The organism is Bacillus ndiopicus (assembly GCF_000612805.1).
Lineage (GTDB): Bacteria > Bacillota > Bacilli > Bacillales_A > Planococcaceae > Metasolibacillus > Metasolibacillus ndiopicus.
On sequence record NZ_HG964403.1, the window covers coordinates 504659 to 528896 of the forward strand.

Below are 24238 nucleotides of genomic sequence, written 5' to 3' on the forward strand. Positions count from 1 at the left end.
AAGAATGATAATAAAATTCTAACTGGTAGAATTATTGCATTTGATTAAAAAGCCAAGTTTACCAAACAATTAGATTTAGATATTATGTTTTTATTCTGTTTAATTATACTTAGTCACTTTAGTAGATGGGTTACTCAGTCTAGTTTAGTATTGACAGACCAATCAATTATTTGCAAAATGAAACTAGTTAAAGTATTGAAAAATTATTTGCAATTAGTAACATTTCGGCTGAGGGGAAAAAAGCTAAAAGTCTATATAAGCACTCTCTTGAATAAATGATTAAGTTGCTAAATTTGAAGATATTGATAAGAATATCTATAGACGATATTTGTTAGACTTAAATCAAATAATAATGGAAGAAGGTTATCACCATGATTCCTTTTAACAAACCACCTGTAATTGGAAGGGAAATAGAGTATATACAAGATGCTATAGAAAATGGTCATCTTTGTGGTGATGGAAAGTATACGAGGCTATGTCATGAATGGCTAGAAAAAAATACAGGAGCAAAGAAAGCTTTATTAACAACGAGCTGTACACACGCGTTAGAGATGACAGCTTTATTATTAAATATTCAACCTGGCGATGAAGTGATTATGCCTTCTTATACATTTGTATCTACCGCTAATGCTTTTGTATTACGGGGAGCAAAAATAATATTTGTTGATATTAGGCCAGATACTATGAATATTGATGAAACAAAAATTGAAGCTGCTATTACTAGTAAAACTAAAGTAATCGTTCCAGTTCACTATGCAGGCGTTGCATGTGAAATGGATACTATAATGGAAATAGCTGATCGTTATAATTTATTTGTCGTAGAAGATGCTGCCCAAGGTTTAATGGCAAAATACAAAGGGAAAATGTTGGGAACAATCGGACATTTAGGAACGTATAGCTTCCACGAGACAAAGAACTTTGTTTCGGGAGAAGGAGGAGCACTTTTAATAAATGATAAGAGATTTATTGAACGTGCAGAAATTATTCGAGAAAAAGGGACGAACCGTTCGCAGTTTTTCCGAGGGCAAGTAGATAAATATAGTTGGCAAGATGTTGGATCTTCTTATTTGCCAAATGAACTAACTGCAGCGTATTTGTTTGCACAATTTGAGAATATTCAAATGTTACATAAAGAACGTCTGGAAATTTGGACTAGTTATTATGAGGAATTAAAGAATATAAAACAATTTGAATTACCTTTTATTCCAAATGAATGCGAACATAATGGGCATATTTTTTACCTTAAAGTAAGAGATTTGGAAGAAAGAACAAAATTGATGAACTATCTAAAACAAAATGAGATTCAAAGTACGTTTCATTATGTCCCATTACATTCAGCAAATGCTGGTTTGAAATATGGAATATTTAGAGGAGAAGATAATTTTACAAGTTCTGAAAGCGAAAGGTTAGTAAGGCTTCCTTTATATTTTGGTTTAAGTGAATTTAAAAATATTATAAAAGTATTGGAGAAATACTCAAATGAGAACCAATAATATGGATTTAAATAAATTTTCACAAGCATATGACAATGATTTTCCTTATGCATTAGATAATGAGTTAATACTAAATTGGTATCCTAAAAGAGTAATTGAAAAAACCTCTATGGGAAAATCTTTGTTAGAACTAGGAATAGGGCACGGTTATACATCGATTTCGTTTTCTAAACATTTTTCAAGACATGTAGTGATTGATGGATCTGAGGAAATAATATCTAAATTCAAACAAAATCATGATACAAGCCAGATTGAAATTATATATTCCTATTTTGAGGATTTTGAAACTACCGAAAAATTTGATGTAATTGTCATGGGATTTATTTTAGAGCATGTAGATAATCCAGATATGATATTAAATAAATTTAAAGAATTTTTAAAACCGAATGGAAAAGTATTCATTGCTGTACCTAATAGTGATTGCTTGAACAAAAGAATAGGACTAGAGGCGGGTCTTATTTCTGATATGAAGGAGTTAACTACAGCAGACTTAGCATTGGGACACCAAAGAATCTATGATGTGGATTCACTTAAAAATTTATGTGTAAAATGTGGATTTATTATCAAATCTATTGAAGGAGTTTTTTTGAAGCCAATTACTACAAGCCAAATTAAAGAATTGAAACTTTCAGAAGAAATTTTAAATGCAATGTTAGTAGTGGGAGTGAATTACCCAGAGCTTTCGGCAGCTATCTTAATGGAGATAAGTTTAAATAATTAATAGTAGGAAGTATAAGACACATATGAATATATTAGTAGTTGGTAATACCTCAATTGTTGGAAAAAGAGTTATTGAACAATTAAAAAAAAATACAAAATGTATAGTTTATGTTACTGGCAGGAATAAAAAAGCTGATATATTTTTTGATTTAGAAAATGAGCAGTTAGAGGATAATGTTAAAGGATATAATTTTGATGTAATTATTAATTGTGCAGCTAGTTTTGATGATGACAGCATTAAAGGGTCTTTGAAAAATTTGAAAATTAACACTATGGGTGCTGTTAAAATAGTCGATTTAGCATTAAATACAAAATGTCGAAGAATAATAAATCTCTCAAGTATATCTATGTACTCAAATAAAGAAAATGAATACTATAATTCATATGGTATTTCTAAAAGTTTTGCAAGTGAATATTTTAAATTACTTTGTAAACAATATAATATTGATTTTTGTGAATTGCTTCCTAGTCAAATTTATGATGAAGCAGGTGAACAAAAAAAGCATCAGGGGCTACTATATTCTATCATTGACCAAGTAAGTAAAAAAAGCGAAATTACTTTCTGGGGAAATCTTGATGTAAAACGTAATTACATATTTATTAAGGATTTAGTTAATATTATAGAAAAGGTAATATTCTCTGATATTACAGGCTCATACCCGTGCTGTTATATTAAAAGCTACACGCTTAGTGAAATTGTAAAAATTGCCTCAAAAGTTTTTGAACAAAAAATTCAATATACTTTTGATGCTAAGAAAGAAAGCTTGAAAACGATTTATATACCTGAAACAAGCTATGAATTATATGAACAAATTAATTATACACCACAAGTCGATTTAGAAAAGGGATTGAAGTTAATTAAAAAGACCTTATATGTAAAGGAATGACGACAGATTGTATAAAATATTAGTTACAGGTGTTGGCGCAATTATAGGCTATGGAATAATACAGTCTTTAAGACAATCGAAATATGATGTTACTATAATAGGCACTGATATATATGATGATGCAATTGGAAGAGAGTGGTGCGATATTTTTGAGCAAGGAGTACTTGCTAATTCTAAAGAATATCCACAATTTTTGAAGAATCTTATAATGAAATATGATATAGATTTAATCATTCCAGGCATTGAACAGGATATCAATAGGATTGTTCGTGAGTATGATTACTTTAGTACATTAGATACTAAATTTGCAATAAACAATCGACAACTGATTGAAATCGCAAATGATAAATGGTTAACGCATTTAATGTTAGTTAAAAATGGTTTTCCAGTAATACCTACCTACATAGATGGTGAATTTGATGAAGTGAAATTAGCTTTAGATATCCCAATGTTAATGAAGCCTAGGAATTCATACGCTTCTAAAGGGATACATCAAATTGATACTCCTGAAGATTTTAATTATTGGAAAAATAAATTAGAAAAAGAATTTATGGTCCAAAAAATTGTTGGGGATGCGGATTCAGAATATACTGTCGCAGCTTTTGGATTAGGTGATGGTACATGTTCACAAAAAATTTCATTAAAAAGAAAATTAGGTGCAGATGGAGCTACATCTAAAGCTAATGTAGTTATTAGTACCCAGTTAGATACAATAGTTGACCGATTAGTAGCAAGTTTCAAACCAATTGGTCCTACTAATTTTCAATTTATATATCATAAAGGGGAATTTTTATTATTAGAGATTAACCCTAGAGTATCTTCATCTACTTCAATAAGAAATGCCTTTGGATATAATGAGGCAGAAATGTGTATTGATTATTACTTGAAAAATCAAATACCTAAAATAAGAGAAGTGAAAAGAGGCTCTGCTATTAGATACATAAAGGAAAAAATTTATTATGATAGCGATTATATCTGATATTCATGGAAATTATGCTGCGTTAAAAGCTGTTTTGGAAGATATTGATGGAAGAGGTATAGATAACATCATATGCTTAGGTGATACGGCAGGATATTACTGTATGATAAATGAGTGCATAGAAGAACTCAAAGAAAGAAATATTTACTCACTTCAAGGAAATCACGATTATTACTTAATAAGTGGACAAAGATGTTTAAGATCAAATTCAGCTAATAAATGTCTTGAATTTCAACATACTGTCTTGACATCTTCCAATAAAAAATGGTTAGAAGATTTAACTTCTAGCTCACTAGTTTTTAACAATATGAATTTTGTACATGGTGGCTGGAACGATAACCTAGATGAGTACATATATAGTATCTCGACTGACTATTTTGAAACAATAAAAGGCAGATATTTTTTTTCAGGACATACGCATGTCCCTATAATTTATGATATGGGAAATAAACTATACTGTAATCCAGGGGCGGTTGGGCAACCGCGGGATGGAAAATCGGCCGCATCATATGCAATCTTCAAAAATGGATTAGTAGAAAATATAAGAGTGGCCTATGATATTGATTTGATTGCCTTTCATATGAAAAAAAATGGATTTGATAATTATTTTTTTGAAAACCTTTATTTAGGGCAGAGAATTGGTGGAGGAATATCTTCTACAGTTATTATGTGATAATGAATTATTAGAAAGGGTTTTCTAATTGAAAAAAGTAGCAATTTCACAATCAAATTATATTCCTTGGAAGGGATATTTTGATTTAATATCGACTGTAGATATATTTGTTATATATGATATTGTCCAGTATACAAAAGATGACTGGAGAAACAGAAATAAAATTATTACTTATAATGGTGTAAAATGGGTGACAATTCCTACGGAAAAAAAAGATTGTTTAAATAAAAAAATTAACGAGATTAAGATTTCCAAAAGAGATTGGTATGTTAATCATTTAAATCAAATAAAAGAGTCATACAGAAAAGCACCATTTTATGAAGAAGTGATAAATTGGCTTGAAAATATATACTTTGAATGTAAAGAATATATCTACCTATCACAAGTAAATAAACATTTTATATTAGCGATTAACGAAGTTTTGGAAATTGTCACAAAAATTATTGATTCAGAGAATTTTGAAGTGGGAAACGAGAGAAATCAAAGATTAATAGATATTTGTTTAGCATTAGATGCAACAAATTATGTATCAGGTCCGGCGGCAAAGAAATATTTAGATGAATATTTATTCAATAGCAATGGGTTAGTTGTTGAATGGATGAATTATGAAGGGTATCCTAAATATCCACAGTTGTCCGATGCTTTTGAGCCAGCAGTTAGTATTATAGACTTGCTGTTTAATGTTGGATTAAAAGAAGCGAAATTTTATATTAAAAAGGCTTTTTAATAAATGATTTTCATTTTTTTATAATACTAAAAAATGTGAGGTTAATAAATGAAAATTTTAGTGACTGGTGCTGGAGGTTACATAGGAACTGTATTAGTTCCTAAGCTTATAGAAAATGGACATGAAGTAGTTGCTGTAGATTACTATTATTTTGGGGAAGAGAAATTAGATTTGCATGAAAAACTTACAAAAGTAAAGTTAGATGTTCGACATTTTGATGTTAATCTTCTTCAAGGAGTAGATGTTGTTATTGATTTAGTAGCGATATCGAATGATCCGAGTGGAGAGGCATTTAAAGAAATAACTTACGAAGTCAATTATAGAGCACGTGTAAAAATTGCGGAGTATTCCCGAAAATTAGGAGTGAGTCGTTATATTTTGCCTTCATCTTGTAGTATTTATGGTTTTCACGAGGACGAAATATTACTAGATGAAAATTCTCCAATAAATCCACTGACGACCTACGCAAAAGCGAACCGTATGGCAGAGCAAGAAATTTTAGAGTTAGCAAGTGAAGATTTTTGTGTAACAATAATGCGACAGGCAACTATTTATGGGGTTTCCAAAAGGATGCGATTCGATTTAGCGGTAAATGCGATGGTTTATGAAATTTGGAAAAATGGTAAACTCCCGTTAATGCGAGATGGAAAACAGTGGCGGCCATTTTTACATATTGAAGATACAACTGATTGTATGATGTATTTAATGAATACTGAAAAACAGAAGATAAATGGGGAAATTTTTAATATTGGATCAAATGAAGAGAATTATCAGATTATTGAAGTGGCGAATGTAATAAAAAATACTGTTAATCCTGAAAGTATCATTGAATGGTATGGTGATCCAGATCATCGTTCTTACAAAGTCGATTTTTCAAAAATAAAAAGAATGATAGGATGGGCTCCCAAAAGAACAATTGCTACTGGTGCGAAAGAAATCTTAGAAAAATTGGAAAAGAACGAAATAAATAAAACGGAAGATACTATAACATTAAATTGGTACAAAAAAATAGGTATAGATATCTAATCAAACTATTAAATGCTTATTTATATTTGATTACTTAAAATAACAAGTATAATTTTAGGATGTATATATGGGATAAAAGCCAATTCGTAATGCTGCGAATTGGTTTTTCATTTATATTGAAGCTGAATTATATATCAATGTAGGGACTGAGGGGAAGGGTACATTAAAAGGTATAAATTTAATTAATGATGAAGCGATATTAATAATATTTTCAAGAGTTTATATGTAGCGGTAAAGCATATGAAGATACATGTTGTGCGGGCTGGAAAATCACAATTAGTAAAGAAATGCATTAGAAATATCAAAAAACAAAAAGAAGCCTTATTCGAAAGAGATTAAAGAGGTACACCAAGCGTAATAAAAAGCAAAATGATGAAAGAATTAAGCCCAATTTATTTTGAATGATTAAAAACAATGTTAAATGATGCTAGAAGATGGACTTTGAGGCATTCACAAGGAGCCAGATGAGGTGGTAGACTAGTTTCTTTCTGGTGAAATAATAGCTGAATCAGAATATCAAATAGTAATATTAAGATATTACTATTTTTTTACTGAAATTTAAACTTTAACAACGTTTCATAAAAAAACTGAAATTCTCATTTTTTCAACCGATAAGAGTAGTAAGGATATCTGTATTAGATTCAAGGAGGATGAAAATATGCGTATTACAGGGAATGCAGATACAAGTGCAGTTGCTCTTAATAAATCAATAGCTTCAAGTACACCAAAAGTAGAAGATGTAGCAAAGCAAGGAAGCGAAGCTACAATGCACAAGAATGTACTTAATATTGAGCAAGTCCAACAGCCAAGTACTGATGAAGAGATAAAAGTAAAAGTGCAAGAAGCAGTTGAAACAATGAATAAAATGCTAGAGATTCATAATAATGCTGCTAAGTTCATGTATCATGATGGTTTAGATCGCTATTATATAACCGTAGTAGACCGAGACACGGAGGAAGTAATAAAAGAAATTCCGCCGAAGAAGCTTTTGGATGCTTTTTATGAAATGCAAAAGTTGTTCGGTATGATTGTAGATAAGAGAATATAATAGAACGAGAATATGGAGGAATAAATTATGGTAATGCGAATTGGCGGATTAGCGTCAGGTATGGATATTGATGAGTTAGTAAAAAAATTAATGACAGCAGAAAGAGCACCGCTGAACAAGCTTTTACAAAGTAAACAACGCTATGAATGGCAACGTGATGCTTATCGTGATGTCAATAAAAAATTAAAAACATTTGATACGTATATTGCCGATAATTTAGTATTGAAATCTTTAAATACTAAAACAGCATCAAGTTCAAATTCAAGCTTAGTTTCAGCAAGTGCAACTAGTAAAGCGACTGGGACTCTTTCCATTGAAGGTGTTTCACAATTAGCACAAGCAGCTCGCATCACAGGATCACAAGTTAGTGCAAATGGTTCAACAAAGATGAATGAATTAGGCGCTACAGGAACAATTGAGCTAAAAGCCATTCAAAGTGATGGGACAATGGCAAAGGAAGCTACAAAAATTGAAATTACATCTGATATGACAGTAGACGCTTTTGTGAAAAAAGTGAATGAGAGTGGAGCTGGTGTATCAGCAGTGTTTGAAAATGGTCGTTTCTCATTTACTGCGAAAAACACTGGAGATAACAAATCAGGTGATGAAATTGAAATTACAAGTGGACAAGCAATTTTTGATCAATTAGGTTTTTCAGTAAATGATACTATTGATAAAGTTGAGGGGAAAAATGCGGTTTTCCAAATAAACGGTATCGCAACAGAGCGCTCAACAAATACGTTTTCAATTAATGGATATAGTATTACTTTAAAGTCAACTTTCAATGGAGCACAGGCAACTGCTATACGCTACAACGCAGCGCATGAAGAATGGAAAAATACAACAACAGCAGAATATAATCAAATGATTGCTGATAAATTAGCTGCGAAAAATGCAGCTGGTGATGCATATACAACGGCGAAAAATAGCTATGATGATGCTAAAAATGCATTATTTGGTACAGTAGAGCTAACAAATGCTAATAAAGTAGCATTTGATAAAATTAGTAATCCACAATTTGCACGTAATTTATCAGAAGCAGAAGTGCAAACGATTTCTGGGAAAACATTTGCCGATAAAACGGAATATGAAGCTTGGTTAAATGATAATTCTACAGATGCTGATTTAAAAGCCAAATTAAAGGGTGCAAATATTAATTTTGATCAATTTAAAGCGATCGGCTCTTTAGATTATGAAAAAATTCAAAGTTTATCGGCTCAGTCAGTATATAATACATTAGGTCGCTCGTTCTTAAACGGTTTAACAGATGAAGAAAAAGGCTTAGTCAAAGCTTTACCTTCTACAAAAGAAGATTTTGATAATCAAATTAATGCTTGGAAGGAAAATGGCACTGTCGAAGAGAAAGCTTTAGCTGAAAAGTTATCGAAGCTGAGCGAAAAGCAAAAGGAAACATTGCGTCAAACTTCAGATTCAGATTTTGATAAACTAACAGCTTTAGCAACGGCACAAACAGACCACGATGCGAAGTTAAAAGAAAAAACAGCAGCAGAAAATGCTTATCAAGCACTTGTTGACCGTCAAGCGAAGGCGGAAGTTGACTTTAAAGATGCTTATAAAAATCAATTTGGCACTGATTATACAACTGGTGATCCAGGTAAAGTGAGCAATGTGCCTGGAGCAACAGAAAGCCCTGTTACACTAACTTCTACTACAAACGTAGATGAGATGATGAATAAAATTAAAGATTTTGTTAACACCTATAACGGTTTAATTAAAGAGTTAAAGGATCAAACGACTGAAGCGAAATATCGTGACTATACTCCATTATCGCCAGACCAAAAAGAAGAAATGAAGGAAAGTGAAATTAAGCTTTGGGAAGAAAAGGCAAAGAGTGGTTTATTACGCAATGACGAATTAATTAACAATGGATTATCTAAAATGCGCGCACTTATTTATGAATCGAATCCAGGCTTAGAGGATTCGAAATTTAAAACTCTCTTCAGTATCGGTATTACAACCTCTAAAAATTATAATGAGGGTGGCACATTAGAAATTGATGAAGCGAAACTGCGTAAAGCGTTAGAGGAAGATTCGGACGCAGTGGAACGTCTATTTAATAATTCAGACGGTAAAAAAGATGCAGTAATTGATGGGAAAACAGTTGATACACGCGGCTATCTTGATAAATTACGTGACTCAATGAAGTCATTCGAAATTTCTATTGAGAAAAAAGCTGGTCGTGCTACGATGACAGATAACCAATATTTAATTGGTAAGAGCTTGCAAGATACTGAGAAGCGCATTTCCACATGGCAAGATAAACTAAAAATGATTGAAGCTCGCTATTGGAAACAATTTGGCGCAATGGAGGCAGCTATTAATAAAGCAAACCAACAATCTGCAATGTTATTCCCAGGTATGGGACAACAATAAGGGGTTTAATAAATGGATAAACTTCAACAACTTCTCCAAGTATCAGCGAAGCTATATCAGCATTTAACAGAAATTTCTTCAGGGGAAGAACGGGATGAATATATCGAGCAAATCGATAGTTTACTTGAGGAACGAGGTGCTTGTATGCAAGGCTTGTTAGCTGATGGCTTTAAATTTGATAGTGCAAATCGCGCTCATCAAATGCTAGCTGAGCTTGATAAAGGTATCCGTGAACGACTGAATAAGGTAATGGAAGCTGTGAAAGAAGATATGAAAGATTTAAACAATGCCAAAAAGAATGAGAAGCAATATATCAATCCATATGCAAGTGTTAGTACGATGGATGGGCGTTATTACGATAATAAGCAATAACTAAAGCATTAAAGGAGTGTCGTGATTGACAGCACAAATGAACGCTTACAATGCATACAAACAAAATAGTGTAACGACTGCCTCACCAGGTGAATTGACGTTAATGCTGTACAATGGTTGTATTAAATTTCTAGGGAAAGCGAAAGTAGCTATTGAAGAAAAAAATATTCAAGATAAAAACACAAATATTCAAAAGGCCCAGGCAATAATTGCTGAGCTGATGGCTACATTAAACATGGATATTGAAATTTCTAAGCAAATGTTGCCATTGTATGAATATATGAATCGTCGCCTAGTTGAAGCAAACATCCAAAATAGTACTGTGATTATTGGCGAGGTAGAAGGTTTAGTAATGGAGTTCCGTGATACATGGAAGGAAGTACTAAAAATTACCCGTCAGCAGCAATATGGTGGCACACAGCAAATATAATAAATGAATATGACCGCATAGATGTGATGGAATTCTAAGTCTATGCGGTTTTTTCTATATAATGGGTAGCTTGATTGGTGAATTAAAATGCAAAATACATATACTTTTCGGCTGTATCATCAGGTATGATAAACTTATGAAAAATCAAATTGAACAAAGCAGAGTTATCATTGTTAGCTGTATGGCAAGGTTTGTGTAGCTTGCAATTGTTGCCAATTGGTGCAGAGGGAATACTGTGGAAACGATGTGATGTGGGGCTTTCTTCAGACTCAATAATTGTTGCCGATAAACATAGAAAGATAAAAATTTATACAGATGCCTTAGGTGTCACAGATAATTTAGGCTGAAACAAATAAGTTTCACGTAAACTTAATAGTAGATTTTTTGTTGATTTACAACTTGAGGGTATGGAAAAATAGAAGGGTTAAAGTAGCCTAAAGTGAGTGTTTAAACATTTGGCTGTATGGAATAGAGGAGCTAATGCATTGAAACCTTCACCTATACAATAATTATGATTAGATATACATATGGAAGAATTATTTATTCCACGATGGTGTAAAACTTGGCAAAGGAAGCATTTTAAGCAAATTGTTTAAAGGGAGATATTTCTTTGGAACCGCATAAAGCAAGTTATGATAAAGTAAGTGAATCGTGACTATTAGTATTTAGCTCTTCTGAGAGTGAAGTGACAATGGATTTTTGGGGATTTTATAGGTTCTTAGTTATAAAATTACTTCATTTGAAATTGTCGTTATTCTATTAATTTGTGAAGAAGCGAAAATTAATAATTGTATTTCAATACTATAGTGATAATGTAAAAAAATAACACGGATTCAGGGGGAATGTACACTACAAACATATTTGCGAATGTACACTCTACTCTGAAATATCTGATAAATGTATTAACTAATGAAGCTTATTATATGTCAATATAGAAACTGAGGGTGAATTTATGAACGCATTATCCCTTTATTCTAAAATAAGTAATGATGATATACTAATTTATAGAGAACAAGTGGAAAAAATCCATCACACATTATTAAAGCATCAGGCAACTGGTTGGATTGGTTTCCCATTCCAAAATCAAGAAAACTTAATCAATTCTATTAATTATGTTGCGAGCGAAATCAAAGCTTGTGCAGATGTGCTTGTTGTTATTGGTGTTGGTGGTTCATTTTTAGGCGCACGAGCGATTCAAGAAGCATTAGCACCGTATTTTGGTTTGCCCAAAGGTGGCATTGAGATTGTCTACGCTGGGTTGAATATGAGTGGTGCTTATATCAAGGAGTTGCTGGCATATCTAGATGGTAAACAGGTGTATGTGAATGTCATTTCAAAATCAGGTGGGACGATGGAGCCTGCGCTTGCTTTCCGTGTATTACGCTTATATATGGAAGGGCGTTATGGGGATAAAGCTGTAGAGCGTATTATCGTAACGACAGATGAGAAGAAGGGTATTTTAAAGGAAATTGCAGATAAGACGGGGTATCGACAGTTTGTCATTCCAGATGATGTAGGAGGGCGCTATTCTGTTTTAACAGCAGTCGGTCTATTGCCTGTAGCTATAGCTGGTATTGATATTCAAGAATTAATGGATGGGGCACGCCATGCTGCGACAGAGCTTGCAGAGAAGGATTTAGCGTTTAATGATGCATATAAGTATGCAGTTATGCGTCATATGTTGTATGAACAAGGCTACACAAATGAGCTCCTTGCTTCGTTTGAGCCTGGATTAAGCAAGTTTCATGAATGGTGGAAACAATTATTTGGTGAAAGTGAAGGGAAAGACCATAAAGGGCTGTATCCTTCAACAGTGACGTTTTCAACTGATTTACATGCGATTGGACAGTATATTCAAGACGGTCGTCGTATTTTATTTGAAACCTTGCTTCATTTCCATGAAATTGAAGGTGATATGGAAGTGCCTTATGATGTGCGTGATGAAGATGGCTTAAACTACTTAGCAAATCGCACATTTAATGAGATTAATGCGATTTCAAAACAAGGGACGGCATTAGCCCACGCAGAGGGGGATGTACCAGTAATTCAAATTGAACTACCAAAGCTAGATGCGTATCATCTTGGCTATTTAATTTACTTCTTTATGAAAGCTTGTGCAATGAGTGCTTACTTATTAGAAGTAAATCCTTTCAATCAACCAGGGGTAGAGGCGTATAAACGTAAAATGCTAGAATTATTGCAAGAAGAAAAGGCGGTAACGGAGTGAGCGTAAACAATTTATATAGACAATGGACACAGCAATTATTGCCTAGATACTTAGCCGATGAACTAGTAGAGATTGCTTCAGACGAGCAGGCGATGGAGGATCGATTTTATCAATATGTATCGTTTGGTACAGGAGGAATGCGTGGCGTGCTTGGTGCTGGTACAAATCGTATGAATATCTATACAATTCGCCGTGCAGCAGAGGGGCTTGCGCGTTATGTAGCGGCAAATGGGGAGGCTGCAAAGGCTCGCGGTGTAGTCCTTGCATATGATACACGACATTTTTCGTATGAGTTTGCTTGTGAAACGGCGCGTGTGTTAGGTGCACATGGCATACGGGCTTATGTTTATCAAGAGCCACGTCCAACACCACAGTTGTCGTTTACTGTACGTGAACTAAATGCTTTTGCAGGTGTTATCATTACAGCAAGCCATAATCCCAAGCAGTATAACGGCTTTAAGTTGTACGGCGAGGATGGTGCACAATTAACACCGCAGACTGCAAATGAGATTATACAACATATGAACAGCATCGAGGATATTTTTGCAATTGAAGTAGCAGAAGTGTCAGCGCTTGAAGAGCAAAGTCTTCTTACATGGTTATTGGCAGAATTGGATGCGTCATATTTGAAGCAGCTTATTACATTAAAGGAGACACGGGAAGTCGCATTGGATATGAAGCTTGTCTATACACCGTTACATGGTGCAGGGTTAGCACCTGTAAGAGAAGGTTTGCGAGCGTTTGGTTTTACGGATGTAGCAATTGTTGAGGAACAAGTAGTGCAGGATGGCGCATTTCCAACAATCCCTTATCCAAATCCAGAGGAAGCAGCTGCATTTACATTAGCAATGGCGCAAGGACAACAAATCGGAGCGGAGCTCTTATTAGCAACAGATCCTGATGCGGATCGTTTAGGTGTTGCTGTGTGGAACGGTGTCCGTTATGAACTATTAACAGGGAATCAGTTAGGCGCATTATTATTGCATTATTTATTAACAACGAAGCAGCAAAATGGTACATTACCTAGCAATGGTATAATAGTCAAAACGATTGTGACAGCGGAGCTCGGTGCGAAAATCGCCGAAAGCTTTAATGTAATGACGGAAAATACATTGACAGGTTTTAAATACATCGCTGAAAAAATTGCTCAATATGAAGCAACAGGCGAGCACACCTATTTATTTGGTTACGAGGAAAGCTACGGCTATTTAATCGAAACATTTGTACGCGATAAGGATGCAGTGCAAGTGGCATTAAAAGTAGCAGAAATGGCGGCATTCTATGCATTACAAGGCGAGACGTTATTAGATCAATTAGAATATCTATATCAAAAATTTGGCTATTACCAAGAAACACTTATATCTCAGATATTTGAGGGCAAAAATGGACAAGAAGAAATGCAAGCAATTTTACAGTGTTTACGTCAAAGTATCCCGAATGAGATAGCAGGCTTGGCTGTACAATGTGTAGAAGATTATTTAACAGGCAAAGCAACCTTAGCAAATGGTGAGACAGAGAACCTCACATTACCAAAGGAAAATGTGCTGAAGTTTATTTTAGCAGACGGTACATGGATTGCAGTTCGTCCATCTGGTACAGAACCGAAATGTAAGTTTTATATTGGCGTTGTGGATGAGACGATGGAGGCAGCGCAGGATAAATTGGAGATAATGGTGCAGGCTGTGTTGAAGTTGGTTAAATAAGTGAATGTAACAGTAATTTTGTGATTTTTACAAAGTTATTATTTTGTAGTTTAAGTTGTAGGACTTAAGGTTTAACAAAGCTTTTTCGGTCAATAATATTTAAAAAACATCTATCCAGAACAGTGTATCGATTATTGGCGAGATAGAAGGTTTAGTAACGGAGTTCCGTGATACATGGAAGGAAGTACTAAAAATTACCCGTCAGCAGCAATATGGCGGCACACAGCAAGTATAATCAATTTAATTTACCGCATGGAATCAATAAAAAATTGAATCTATGCGGTTTTATTTTGTCTAATTTTGAAAGCTTTTGTCGATTTATAGATATTTTAATAAAACATGTGGACATACTAGGTACAATGGTATAGTATATAGAAAACTTGTATAAATATTACATTATTTTACTTTTAGTGTGACCGATTTTCTGTAGATTTCTACTAACAACAGTCACAAGATAATTGTAGAGGGGGAGAGCATTAAATAATTTCAAAACAAATGATTTAATAGTATTTTTAATTTAGCAAGTGTCTTTTGTTAGCCAAGATGTAATGGATGAAAGTTATATCTTTCAAAACTTTTGATGCAATATATACCAATTTTTATGGTGCATTCCTTTTGCATAAACTTAAGGAGGGGTATTATGGATGTATTGAAAAACTATATTTTTACTACTGAAACAGCAATGTTAGCTGAGGGGACAAATGAGTTTGGAGAATATTTTTCCATCGTTATTGAAAAGGATTGTATTTTATACGTAGCTATGTCGAAGCAGAAGTTAGTGGAGTATAATTTAAAGCATTTTGGGTCGAGCTATCGGGGAGCAAGGGACGGATCACGAGCGGTTCTAGGAAATGTTCATATGTATCCGATTGCGATTAATCCAGCACAAAATATTTATTGGTTCCCAAGTGAGTCAATTACTTCTCCATCAAGTGTGTGGATTGCGTTACATTGTTTAAGTCACTTTGAAGATGATGGAAATAGGAGAACAAAAATTATTTTAACAAATGGAAGAAGCTTTATCGTACCTGTATGCTTTAAAGCATTTACAAAGCGTGTGGACCATGCGCATTTATTAAGGGCAAAAATGGAGCAGCGTGCACAACATATGTCTTCAATTGTTTTAGAGCGTTTATCGGAATATGAAACAATCGATTTAAAAGCAGGAAACCCACTTCTTATTTAAGTTAATTACAATTTTCCTAATCTGCGTTGAGGTGTAATAGATTAGAGGATCGTATCCACTTTCTGCTTCTTAATAATCAAAAATATTTTAAAAATAAAGGTAAATCATCCTGACTATTTCACAAAAACGTTGCTTTTCTACTAATTAATGCTATCCTTTATAGTATAAAATAATAATAAATAGAATGTAATTTAAAAAAGGGGATGTCAACCATTGTCAGCACATACATCTGCATTTAATGCATATAAACAAAATAGCGTTACAACAGCATCGCCAGGTGAGCTAACACTTATGTTATATAATGGTTGTTTAAAATTTTTAGTGAAGTCAAAAAGGGCGATTGAAGAAAAAAACTTCGAAGAAAAAAATAAGAATATTTTAAAGGCGCAGGCTATAATTGCTGAATTAATGTCAACTTTAAATATGGATATTGAAATTTCCAAGCAAATGCTACCATTGTATGAATATATGAGTCGTCGCTTAATTGAAGCAAATACAAAAAATGATACAGCTATTATAGTGGAAGTTGAAGGCTTAATGACAGAATTCCGTGATACATGGAAAGAAGTATTGAAAATTACACGTCAACAACAGTACAATAACACGCAGCAAGTATAACTTACCAATATCCACAAGGCGATGAGTGCGCTTTGTGGATATTTACATATTATTCAATGTAATTATTTCACTATATTATAGTCTTTTTTATTTGGGTATAAAATACTATTATCTGTACTTGTAAAATAGTGATAAAGATGATAGACGACTATTAGAGCTTCGTGAATAATGAAAGTAGGATAAAGCGAAACTTCAATCAGTGGGGTTTTTCCTCATCCTCAATGATTATTAGCTTTCACCAATCGGGCTTTTACGGACAACTATCCTTTTGTTTTTCTCAAGTCTTGAAGAGGACGTCTTAATTTTGTGATTACTAATTGCAGTAAAAACTACTGTCCGTTAATGCGGGATAAAAGCTTGCATGTGTTTAGGAGGGGTTATATGTTTTTTAAAAGACAAGAAAGCTTTCGTTTTTCATTTGATGAGCCAATACAAGCAAAAGTAAAAGTGCTTATAAATGGTCAGTCAGTTGTGAAGGATAATGTTGAAATTTTTGATGCGAGCATACTAGATATAAGTCCACATGGTATTAAAATGTTTGCGGAAACAAATTTTAATGATATTGGCAATAAAATTCCACTTCTTGAAGTTCAATTTGTCTTAGATTCTAGTGAAATTGTTGGAATTGGTGAGATTGTTTGGACTAAAGCATTTGGGAAAGGAAAGCAGTATGGGATTGTATTCCAAGAGCAAGCAGCTATTGAGAGTTTAATTATCAGTGAATTAAAAATGCGACGAAGAAAAGAAGTGTTTAAACCAAAAAACACATAATATGATTTTGTTAATGTAAATAGCTGTTTTCTAAACTTATTTTAAGGGTAATAAAAAAAATGTCGATATTTGAAAAAGAATTTTAAAAAAAGAAGGAGAATTCTTTACAATGTCGAAACATATTAATATAGCCTTAAATAAAGGAGGAGTTCATATGCTAAACTTTAATATTCGTGGAGAGAACATCGAGGTAACTCCAGCGATTCGTGAGTATGTTGAAAATAAAATTGAGAAGGTTGAACGTTATTTCAACGATGATATGAACGCAAGCGCTAACGTTAACTTAAAAGTGTATAACGATAAACAAACAAAAGTGGAAGTAACAATTCCAATGAAAAATTTAACGCTTCGTGCTGAGGAGCGCAATGGCGATATGTACGCAGCTGTTGATTTAATCGTCGATAAGTTAGAGCGCCAAATCCGTAAACATAAAACAAAGGTAAATCGTAAATTCCGCGATCGTGAAGGAGCAGGTGTATACTTTGCAACTGTCGCACAAAATGAACCTACTGCTGAAGAAGAAGAGTACGCAATCGTTCGTACAAAACAATTTAACTTAAAACCAATGGATCAAGAAGAAGCTATTTTACAAATGAACATGCTTGGTCATGATTTCTACATTTTTACAGATGCTGAATCAGACAGTACAAACATCGTTTACAAACGTAAAGATGGTAAATACGGCTTAATTGAAACAAACTAAACTTAAAAGAGCTGCTAGGAGTTTTTCTAGCAGCTTTACTATTTCCAAAGGAGGAATGGTGTGATTGTTTTACAACGCGGAAAATCCGTTAGGGAGGCAATGCTTGCGGCAGCTCGCCGAGGATTTTTCGAATATAATGATGAATTGACTCGTGTGCAACAAGGATTAATAGGAGAATCTTATATTGACCGGCAGTGAGACGATATGCAATTAATAGAGCCCTATTTTTTATTCCACGATTTTCAAACTTCTACTTATCAAATGGATACTATTTTTCTTTGTTCTATATTCCTGCTCATTTTAGAGATTAAAAACATTACAGGTTCTATTGCGATAGATGATACTACATATCAATTTAAACGTAGGTCGAAGTGAGGGTTTCACAATCCATTTAATCAAGTTCAGCGTCATCAGCGGATACTTAAGCAACAAATATCTACACTCCTAATTCTTTGCGTTGTCGTTTTGGCCCATCCAAAACCATTATTAAGCGATCGCCACAAAATGCACCGATTATTCATAGTAATGGACTAGAATTTTATGTTCGCAAGCTACTTTCCTCATACCAGCCCTGTGTAACAAGCGACCAGCTTGAACCTCTTCTACAACAATTACTTCAAATGAAAGTTTCCAAGCAATCTAAATTAAATATTGATGCTTGTTTGATGCAAAAAGGCGTATTATGCAGTCAATGTACGGTATAGATGCATTTTAAGCATGGCAATTTTATTTGCATCGCTTGTGCGTTGAAAGGTGATGGGACTTTAATGCAGCAGGCTTTGAGTGATTATAGTTTGTTAGTAGGTGAGAGGATTTCGAATGAGAAATTTAGAACATTTTTAGGAATTGATTCTATTCACGCGGCGAAGCGTTTTTTAAAAAAGCTGGGGTTGCTTTATGTCGGGGAGAAAAAGTCTAGAAAATACCATATTAATTGGAATCGCCAATAAAATAAGAAAAAGCGCCAATTAATCCCGATAATTTCCAATGGAATGAAATGAATCCTTCGAAATGGGGTGTTAAGTATCGACTTTTTATAATACACGAATGTTTGCACCACCTCTATAGATAATGCTAAAATGAAGCTTAGAGAAAATACAGGAAGTGAAAACAAATGTTAAATATATTAAATAAAATGTTTGACTTTAATAAAAAGGAATTAAAACGTTTAGAGAAAAAGGCGGATGCTGTTGAAGCATTAGCTAGTCAAATGGAAGCATTATCTGATGATGCATTAAAGGCGAAAACGGAAGAATTTAAATTGCGCTTCCTAAAAGGTGAAACGCAGGAGGATTTATTGCCAGAAGCGTTTGCAGTTGTGCGTGAGGCGGCCCGTCGTGTCTTAGGCATGTATCCATTCCGTGTGCAAATTATGGGTGCTGCTGCATTAAACGATGGTAATATCGCAGAAATGAAAACCGGGGAAGGTAAAACTTTAACTTCTACATTAGCCGTTTATTTAAATGCATTAACTGGTAAAGGCGTTCATGTTGTTACAGTAAACGAATATTTAGCTAGTCGTGATGCAGCTGAGATGGGCGAGCTATTCACATGGTTAGGCTTGACAGTTGGTTTAAATTTAAATAGCTTATCAAAAGAAGAAAAACGAGAGGCTTATGCAGCTGATATTACGTATTCCACAAACAACGAGCTAGGCTTTGACTATTTACGTGATAATATGGTGCTTTATAAAGAGGAGCGTGTTCAGCGTCCATTACATTATGCTGTGATTGATGAGGTGGACTCAATTTTAATTGACGAAGCGCGAACTCCATTAATTATTTCGGGACAGGCTGGGAAGACAGCGCAGCTTTATGTACAATCAAATGCTTTTGTACGTATGCTAAAGGCTGAAGAAGACTTTAACTATGATGAGTCAACAAAGGGTGTAACATTAACTGAAAGTGGAATTGAAAAAGCTGAACGTGCATTCGGTATCGATAACTTATTCGATTTAACACATGTCCGTTTAAATCATGCAATTAACCAATCTTTAAAGGCGCATGTATCAATGCATATTGATGTTGATTATGTTGTACAAGAAGGAGAAGTTGTAATCGTCGATGGCTTCACAGGTCGTTTAATGAAGGGACGCCGCTATTCAGATGGCTTACACCAAGCGATTGAAGCGAAAGAAGGTCTAGAAATTCAAAATGAATCAATGACAATGGCAACGATTACGTTCCAAAACTATTTCCGTATGTATCAAAAGCTTGCTGGTATGACTGGTACGGCGAAGACGGAAGAAGAGGAATTCCGCAACATTTATAATATGGATGTTGTTGTTATTCCTACAAATAAGCCAATTGCGCGTGATGACCGACCGGATTTAGTATACGCATCAATGAAAGGGAAATTCGAGGCGGTAGCGGCAGACATCGCAGAGCGTTATAGAGCAGGTCAACCTGTTTTAGTAGGTACTGTTGCAATTGAAACGTCAGAAATTATTTCTACACTATTAACAAAGCATAAAATTCCGCATAATGTTTTAAACGCGAAAAACCATGAGCGTGAGGCAGAAATTATCGCAGATGCTGGTAAAAAAGGTGTTGTAACGATTGCCACGAACATGGCTGGTCGTGGTACGGATATTAAGCCTGGTGAAGGTGTACTTGAGCTTGGTGGTTTAGCAGTTATTGGTACGGAGCGTCATGAATCACGCCGTATCGATAATCAGTTACGTGGACGTTCTGGACGTCAAGGTAATCCAGGTGTGACACAATTCTACTTATCTTTAGAAGATGATTTAATGCGTCGTTTTGGTTCAGAAAATATGAAATCAATGATGACAAGACTTGGGATGGATGATTCACAGCCAATCCAATCGAAAATTGTATCAAGAGCGGTAGAATCAGCGCAAAAACGCGTTGAAGGTAATAACTTTGATGCACGTAAGCGATTATTACAATACGATGATGTATTGCGCCAACAACGTGAGGTTATATATAACGAACGTCAAGATGTTATTGAATCTGAAAATATGCGTGAGCTTGTTGAATCAATGATTCGAGAAGCTATTGAAAATGCAGTAGCAGTTCATACGCAAGGCGAAGAAAAAGATTGGAAGTTGGAGCCGCTTGAAGATTATATTGCAGCAAATTTACTTGATGAAGGTAAAGTTACTGTGAGCGATTTCCAAGGAAAAACGCCAGAAGCTATAGTTGAAGTAATTTATGCTGCTGTACAAGAGCGTTATAACGAAAAAGAAGAGCAGTTAACACCTGAGCGCATGCGCGAGTTTGAAAAGGTTATTTTGCTTCGATCAATTGATACGAAATGGATTGACCATATTGATGCGATGGATCAATTGCGTCAAGGAATTCACTTGCGTGCGTATGGTCAAACAGACCCTTTACGCGAATATCAACAAGAAGGCTTTGCCATGTTCGAGGATATGGTCGCGGCTGTGCGTGAGGATGTTGCCAAGTATGCAATGAAAGCTGAAATTCGGAACAATTTACAGCGTGAAGAGGTAGCAAAAGGGCAAGCTATCGACCCGAAAGAGGAGGCAGCACCGAAGAAAAAAGCACCTGTTCGTAAAGTTGAAAACATTGGACGTAATGAACCTTGTCCATGTGGTAGCGGTAAAAAGTATAAAAATTGTCATGGAGTTGTGAACTAGACAAATGAAGAATGGAAGTCGGGGCATTGCTACCGATTTCCTTTCTTACTTCCTATAGAGGGAAATTAACGGAGGAATTGAAATGATTGAATTAGCAGAAGCAAGAAATATATTAGAAAATACGGCTGGGAAATTAGCTGATTTTAGGGGGTCTCTTTGACTTAGAAAACAAAGAGGCACGTATCCAAGAGCTAGATGAATTAATGTTGATGCCTGATTTTTGGAATGACCAGCAGGCAGCGCAAGGCGTTATTAATGAAGCAAATGGTATTAAAGCAATTGTTAACGAATACAATGATTTACTTTCAACGCATGAGAATTTAGAAATGACATTAGAGCTTTTACGTGAAGAGCCTGATGAAGAATTACAAATGGAGCTAGAAAGTGAACTAGAGCAATTTAAAGAGAAGATGGAGAATTTTGAATTACAAATGCTACTATCCGATCAATATGATAAAAATAATGCCATTTTAGAGTTGCATCCAGGTGCAGGTGGTACGGAATCGCAGGACTGGGGCTCAATGCTACTTCGTATGTACACACGCTGGGCAGAGAAGCGCGGCTTCAAAGTATCAACGATTGATTATTTACCTGGTGATGAAGCGGGCATTAAATCTGTTACACTTTCGATTACGGGTCATAATGCGTATGGCTATTTGAAATCGGAAAAAGGTGTGCATCGTCTTGTGCGTATTTCACCATTCGATTCTTCTGGTCGCCGTCATACATCGTTTGTATCGTGTGAAGTAATGCCAGAGTTTAATGATGATATTGAAATTGAAGTGCGTACAGAAGATTTAAAAGTTGATACGTATCGTGCAACTGGTGCTGGTGGACAGCATATTAATACAACAGATTCTGCTGTTCGTATCACACATACGCCAACTGGTGTCGTGGTGCAATGTCAGGCAGAGCGCTCGCAAATTAAAAACCGTGAGAAAGCGATGCAAATGTTAAAGGCAAAGCTATATCAATTAGAAATTGAGAAGCAACAAGCACAACTTGATGAAATTCGTGGTGAGCAAAAGGAAATTGGCTGGGGCTCACAAATTCGATCTTATGTATTCCACCCGTATTCAATGGTAAAGGACCATCGCACAAACGAAGAAACAGGAAACGTTAGCGCAGTAATGGATGGCGATATTGATGCGTTTATCAATGCATATTTACGTTCGCGTATTGCAAAATAAAATATTGTGAGAGCATAAAGAAGGCTACACATAGTATAAAATATTAAGGCCCTCGTATGCTAAAAAGGTATACGAAGGCTTTTTTAGTTTAGAGGATATAGGAATGATTCTATAAAAAATTTAAATCACTTACACTTTAACTCAACCTATGCTTACGACTTCGTTTTCGCAATGATGAATTAAGAAAAATGTGTCCATTTAGATGTTAGATGTTTATGTAACATCGCTGCACTGACATATTGTTTACAAAATGATGTATATTGAATATCTAATTTGGAATCTAAAAAATTTTTGAATGTGACGTTAATTTGACCTTCTTGATCTTGGATATTAATTAAGGAGTTAAACGATACCCATACGTTTAAAGGGGATTTTGGAGACATTAAAGGGAATATTACGCAAGGATCTCCGTAGTTGACTGCGACAACAATGGGAAGTTTATGTTTATTTGCGCCGAGGCACTGTTTGGAAAGATCTGTAGCAGATTGATAGCTACTTCCCATTTGCCTGCAAGAGGCGCGAACTATTTTTATAGGACTTTGAGAAACATATAGACAACCAGTTTTATCATAGACGAGTGTATGTAACAGCTTGTCTTTTTTAATTGGCAAAAGTAAATAAGTTGCATTTGTAATATAGTAAGACTTTAAATGTTTGATGTCTGTATTCAAATTAAAATCTCCTCCAATCAATTATGCCTTGATTAACTTTAGTTTAGATTTTTTGTACTAATCTACATTATGTAGACCTTCTAAATTAAATATTGTGACATAAACTGCCAAATAAACATTTGTTTCACTATGTGAATCCTTAGTATCAGTAGCTGCCACTGTAATAAAGATGGAACATTCCATATAACCTCTATATTATCCATTATAATACATGAAAGTTAATATAATCAACTATAATCATAATCGGAAAATATATAATTATCAGAAAATATTGCAAATTAATTTTATGTTCTATATAATAGAAAAAAGAGCATCGAGGTGATTAACATGGATAAATTCTATTCATACACTGAGTTTTTACGCACGGTAGGTCAGCAAGGTATTAAAAATCAATGCGAACAATTGTTGAGTGACATTTATCTGGACTTATTCTTAAGTAGACTGCAAAGATTACAAAGAATTGAGAAATTAAAAGAGTTAATCGATGTAGCGTTAGATGAAAGGAATGAACAAGATTTTTATCTTTATACAAATGAATTATGTGAGTTGGAGGAACAACCAAATGAAGAAAGCATTGCCTTTATGTGAATCACTTAAAGGATTGCAACACAAATAAGGCAGCATGTTAGAAAATTGAAAATCTAACATGCTGTTTTTGTTTGCATTTAAGACAAAAAATTAAAGCTAGATACAGTACAGCAGGAGTATTAGCTATGTTATTCAGCCGAAATAAGTTCGCTGAAGCCACATTGAAGTAAAGGCAAATCAACGCATTGATTCTACAATTTTTATAAAACG

25 protein-coding genes are annotated in these 24238 nt (G+C 34.4%); 24 read left to right on the top strand and 1 reads right to left on the bottom strand.

The genetic code is table 11. The features are described 5' to 3' along the window. Positions 1-371 precede the first annotated feature (371 nt). The 23 genes from rffA (at position 372) to prfB (ending at position 22769) form a co-directional block, all read left to right on the top strand. Positions 372-1493, top strand: coding sequence for a dTDP-4-amino-4,6-dideoxygalactose transaminase (rffA, locus tag TY13_RS02225; protein WP_042471122.1), 1122 nt, complete (start codon positions 372-374; stop codon positions 1491-1493). Further along, a complete protein-coding gene (locus TY13_RS02230) occupies positions 1480-2214 on the top strand; it encodes a class I SAM-dependent methyltransferase (protein WP_230199364.1) in 735 nt (244 codons plus the stop codon). Before rffA ends, TY13_RS02230 begins: the two co-directional genes overlap by 14 nt. A 22-nt stretch (positions 2215-2236) precedes the next feature. Further along, a complete protein-coding gene (locus tag TY13_RS02235) occupies positions 2237-3100 on the top strand; it encodes an NAD-dependent epimerase/dehydratase family protein (RefSeq protein ID WP_042471125.1) in 864 nt (287 codons plus the stop codon). Between the two features lie 7 nt (positions 3101-3107). Continuing rightward, positions 3108-4079, top strand: a complete 972-nt coding sequence (locus tag TY13_RS02240) for an ATP-grasp domain-containing protein (RefSeq protein ID WP_042471128.1) — start codon at positions 3108-3110, stop codon at positions 4077-4079. Further along, a complete protein-coding gene (locus TY13_RS02245; RefSeq protein WP_042471131.1) occupies positions 4060-4752 on the top strand; it encodes a metallophosphoesterase family protein in 693 nt (230 codons plus the stop codon). The genes TY13_RS02240 and TY13_RS02245 overlap by 20 nt, the downstream gene beginning before the upstream one ends. Positions 4753-4780: 28 nt before the next feature. Continuing rightward, complete coding sequence (locus tag TY13_RS02250) at positions 4781-5479, top strand: WbqC family protein (protein ID WP_042471134.1); 699 nt, start codon at positions 4781-4783, stop codon at positions 5477-5479. Positions 5480-5527: 48 nt separating this feature from the next. Further along, on the top strand, positions 5528-6505 hold the full coding sequence (locus TY13_RS02255) for an NAD-dependent epimerase/dehydratase family protein (RefSeq protein WP_042471136.1): 978 nt from the start codon (positions 5528-5530) through the stop codon (positions 6503-6505). Positions 6506-7163: 658 nt separating this feature from the next. Beyond that, entirely contained in the window at positions 7164-7553 is a 390-nt protein-coding gene (locus TY13_RS02260; protein ID WP_042471139.1) for a flagellar protein FlaG, read from the top strand. A 27-nt stretch (positions 7554-7580) separates the two neighbouring features. Continuing rightward, on the top strand, positions 7581-9947 hold the full coding sequence (gene fliD, locus TY13_RS02265) for a flagellar filament capping protein FliD (RefSeq protein WP_042471140.1): 2367 nt from the start codon (positions 7581-7583) through the stop codon (positions 9945-9947). A gap of 12 nt (positions 9948-9959) precedes the next feature. Continuing rightward, complete coding sequence (locus TY13_RS02270; protein WP_042471143.1) at positions 9960-10319, top strand: flagellar protein FliT; 360 nt, start codon at positions 9960-9962, stop codon at positions 10317-10319. Between the two features lie 37 nt (positions 10320-10356). Continuing rightward, a complete protein-coding gene (fliS, locus tag TY13_RS02275) occupies positions 10357-10749 on the top strand; it encodes a flagellar export chaperone FliS (RefSeq protein WP_154661516.1) in 393 nt (130 codons plus the stop codon). A 149-nt stretch (positions 10750-10898) separates the two neighbouring features. Further along, entirely contained in the window at positions 10899-11096 is a 198-nt protein-coding gene (locus TY13_RS02280) for a hypothetical protein (RefSeq protein ID WP_042471149.1), read from the top strand. A gap of 605 nt (positions 11097-11701) precedes the next feature. Beyond that, positions 11702-12976, top strand: a complete 1275-nt coding sequence (locus TY13_RS02285) for a glucose-6-phosphate isomerase (protein WP_042471152.1) — start codon at positions 11702-11704, stop codon at positions 12974-12976. Beyond that, complete coding sequence (locus TY13_RS02290) at positions 12973-14679, top strand: phospho-sugar mutase (RefSeq protein ID WP_052344206.1); 1707 nt, start codon at positions 12973-12975, stop codon at positions 14677-14679. The genes TY13_RS02285 and TY13_RS02290 overlap by 4 nt, the downstream gene beginning before the upstream one ends. Positions 14680-15319: 640 nt before the next feature. After that, positions 15320-15865 carry a competence protein ComK gene (locus TY13_RS02295; protein WP_042471155.1) on the top strand — a complete coding sequence of 182 codons (546 nt, stop codon included), beginning with the start codon at positions 15320-15322 and terminating at the stop codon, positions 15863-15865. A gap of 213 nt (positions 15866-16078) precedes the next feature. Continuing rightward, positions 16079-16483, top strand: a complete 405-nt coding sequence (gene fliS / locus TY13_RS02300; RefSeq protein WP_042471157.1) for a flagellar export chaperone FliS — start codon at positions 16079-16081, stop codon at positions 16481-16483. 381 nt (positions 16484-16864) lie between these two features. Next, positions 16865-17254 (top strand): PilZ domain-containing protein, encoded by a 390-nt coding sequence (locus TY13_RS02305; protein ID WP_042471160.1) that lies wholly within the window; start codon positions 16865-16867, stop codon positions 17252-17254. Positions 17255-17408: 154 nt separating this feature from the next. Beyond that, positions 17409-17957 (top strand): ribosome hibernation-promoting factor, HPF/YfiA family, encoded by a 549-nt coding sequence (gene hpf / locus TY13_RS02310; RefSeq protein ID WP_042472346.1) that lies wholly within the window; start codon positions 17409-17411, stop codon positions 17955-17957. Positions 17958-18017: 60 nt separating this feature from the next. After that, positions 18018-18155 (top strand): hypothetical protein, encoded by a 138-nt coding sequence (locus TY13_RS20520; RefSeq protein ID WP_154661496.1) that lies wholly within the window; start codon positions 18018-18020, stop codon positions 18153-18155. Between the two features lie 6 nt (positions 18156-18161). Further along, complete coding sequence (locus TY13_RS21225; protein ID WP_081796905.1) at positions 18162-18332, top strand: nuclease-related domain-containing protein; 171 nt, start codon at positions 18162-18164, stop codon at positions 18330-18332. Positions 18333-18724: 392 nt separating this feature from the next. Beyond that, on the top strand, positions 18725-18907 hold the full coding sequence (locus TY13_RS02315) for a hypothetical protein (protein WP_042471163.1): 183 nt from the start codon (positions 18725-18727) through the stop codon (positions 18905-18907). 164 nt (positions 18908-19071) lie between these two features. Continuing rightward, positions 19072-21579 carry a preprotein translocase subunit SecA gene (gene secA, locus TY13_RS02320; protein ID WP_042471166.1) on the top strand — a complete coding sequence of 836 codons (2508 nt, stop codon included), beginning with the start codon at positions 19072-19074 and terminating at the stop codon, positions 21577-21579. Between the two features lie 85 nt (positions 21580-21664). Beyond that, positions 21665-22769 (top strand): peptide chain release factor 2 gene (gene prfB / locus TY13_RS02325; RefSeq protein WP_154661518.1). Its coding sequence is split into 2 segments (ribosomal slippage): positions 21665-21736 and positions 21738-22769, totalling 1104 coding nucleotides; the frame shifts between segments, so codons are not numbered across the junction. Positions 22770-22948: 179 nt separating this feature from the next. Here prfB and TY13_RS02330 read toward each other — a convergent pair. Beyond that, the gene (locus TY13_RS02330) at positions 22949-23440 is read right to left on the bottom strand and encodes a competence protein ComK (RefSeq protein ID WP_042471171.1); all 492 of its coding nucleotides are present in this window, start codon (positions 23438-23440) and stop codon (positions 22949-22951) included. A gap of 327 nt (positions 23441-23767) precedes the next feature. Between TY13_RS02330 and TY13_RS02335 the strand changes: the two genes are divergently transcribed. Further along, complete coding sequence (locus tag TY13_RS02335; protein WP_042471174.1) at positions 23768-24028, top strand: IDEAL domain-containing protein; 261 nt, start codon at positions 23768-23770, stop codon at positions 24026-24028. Positions 24029-24238 lie beyond the last annotated feature (210 nt).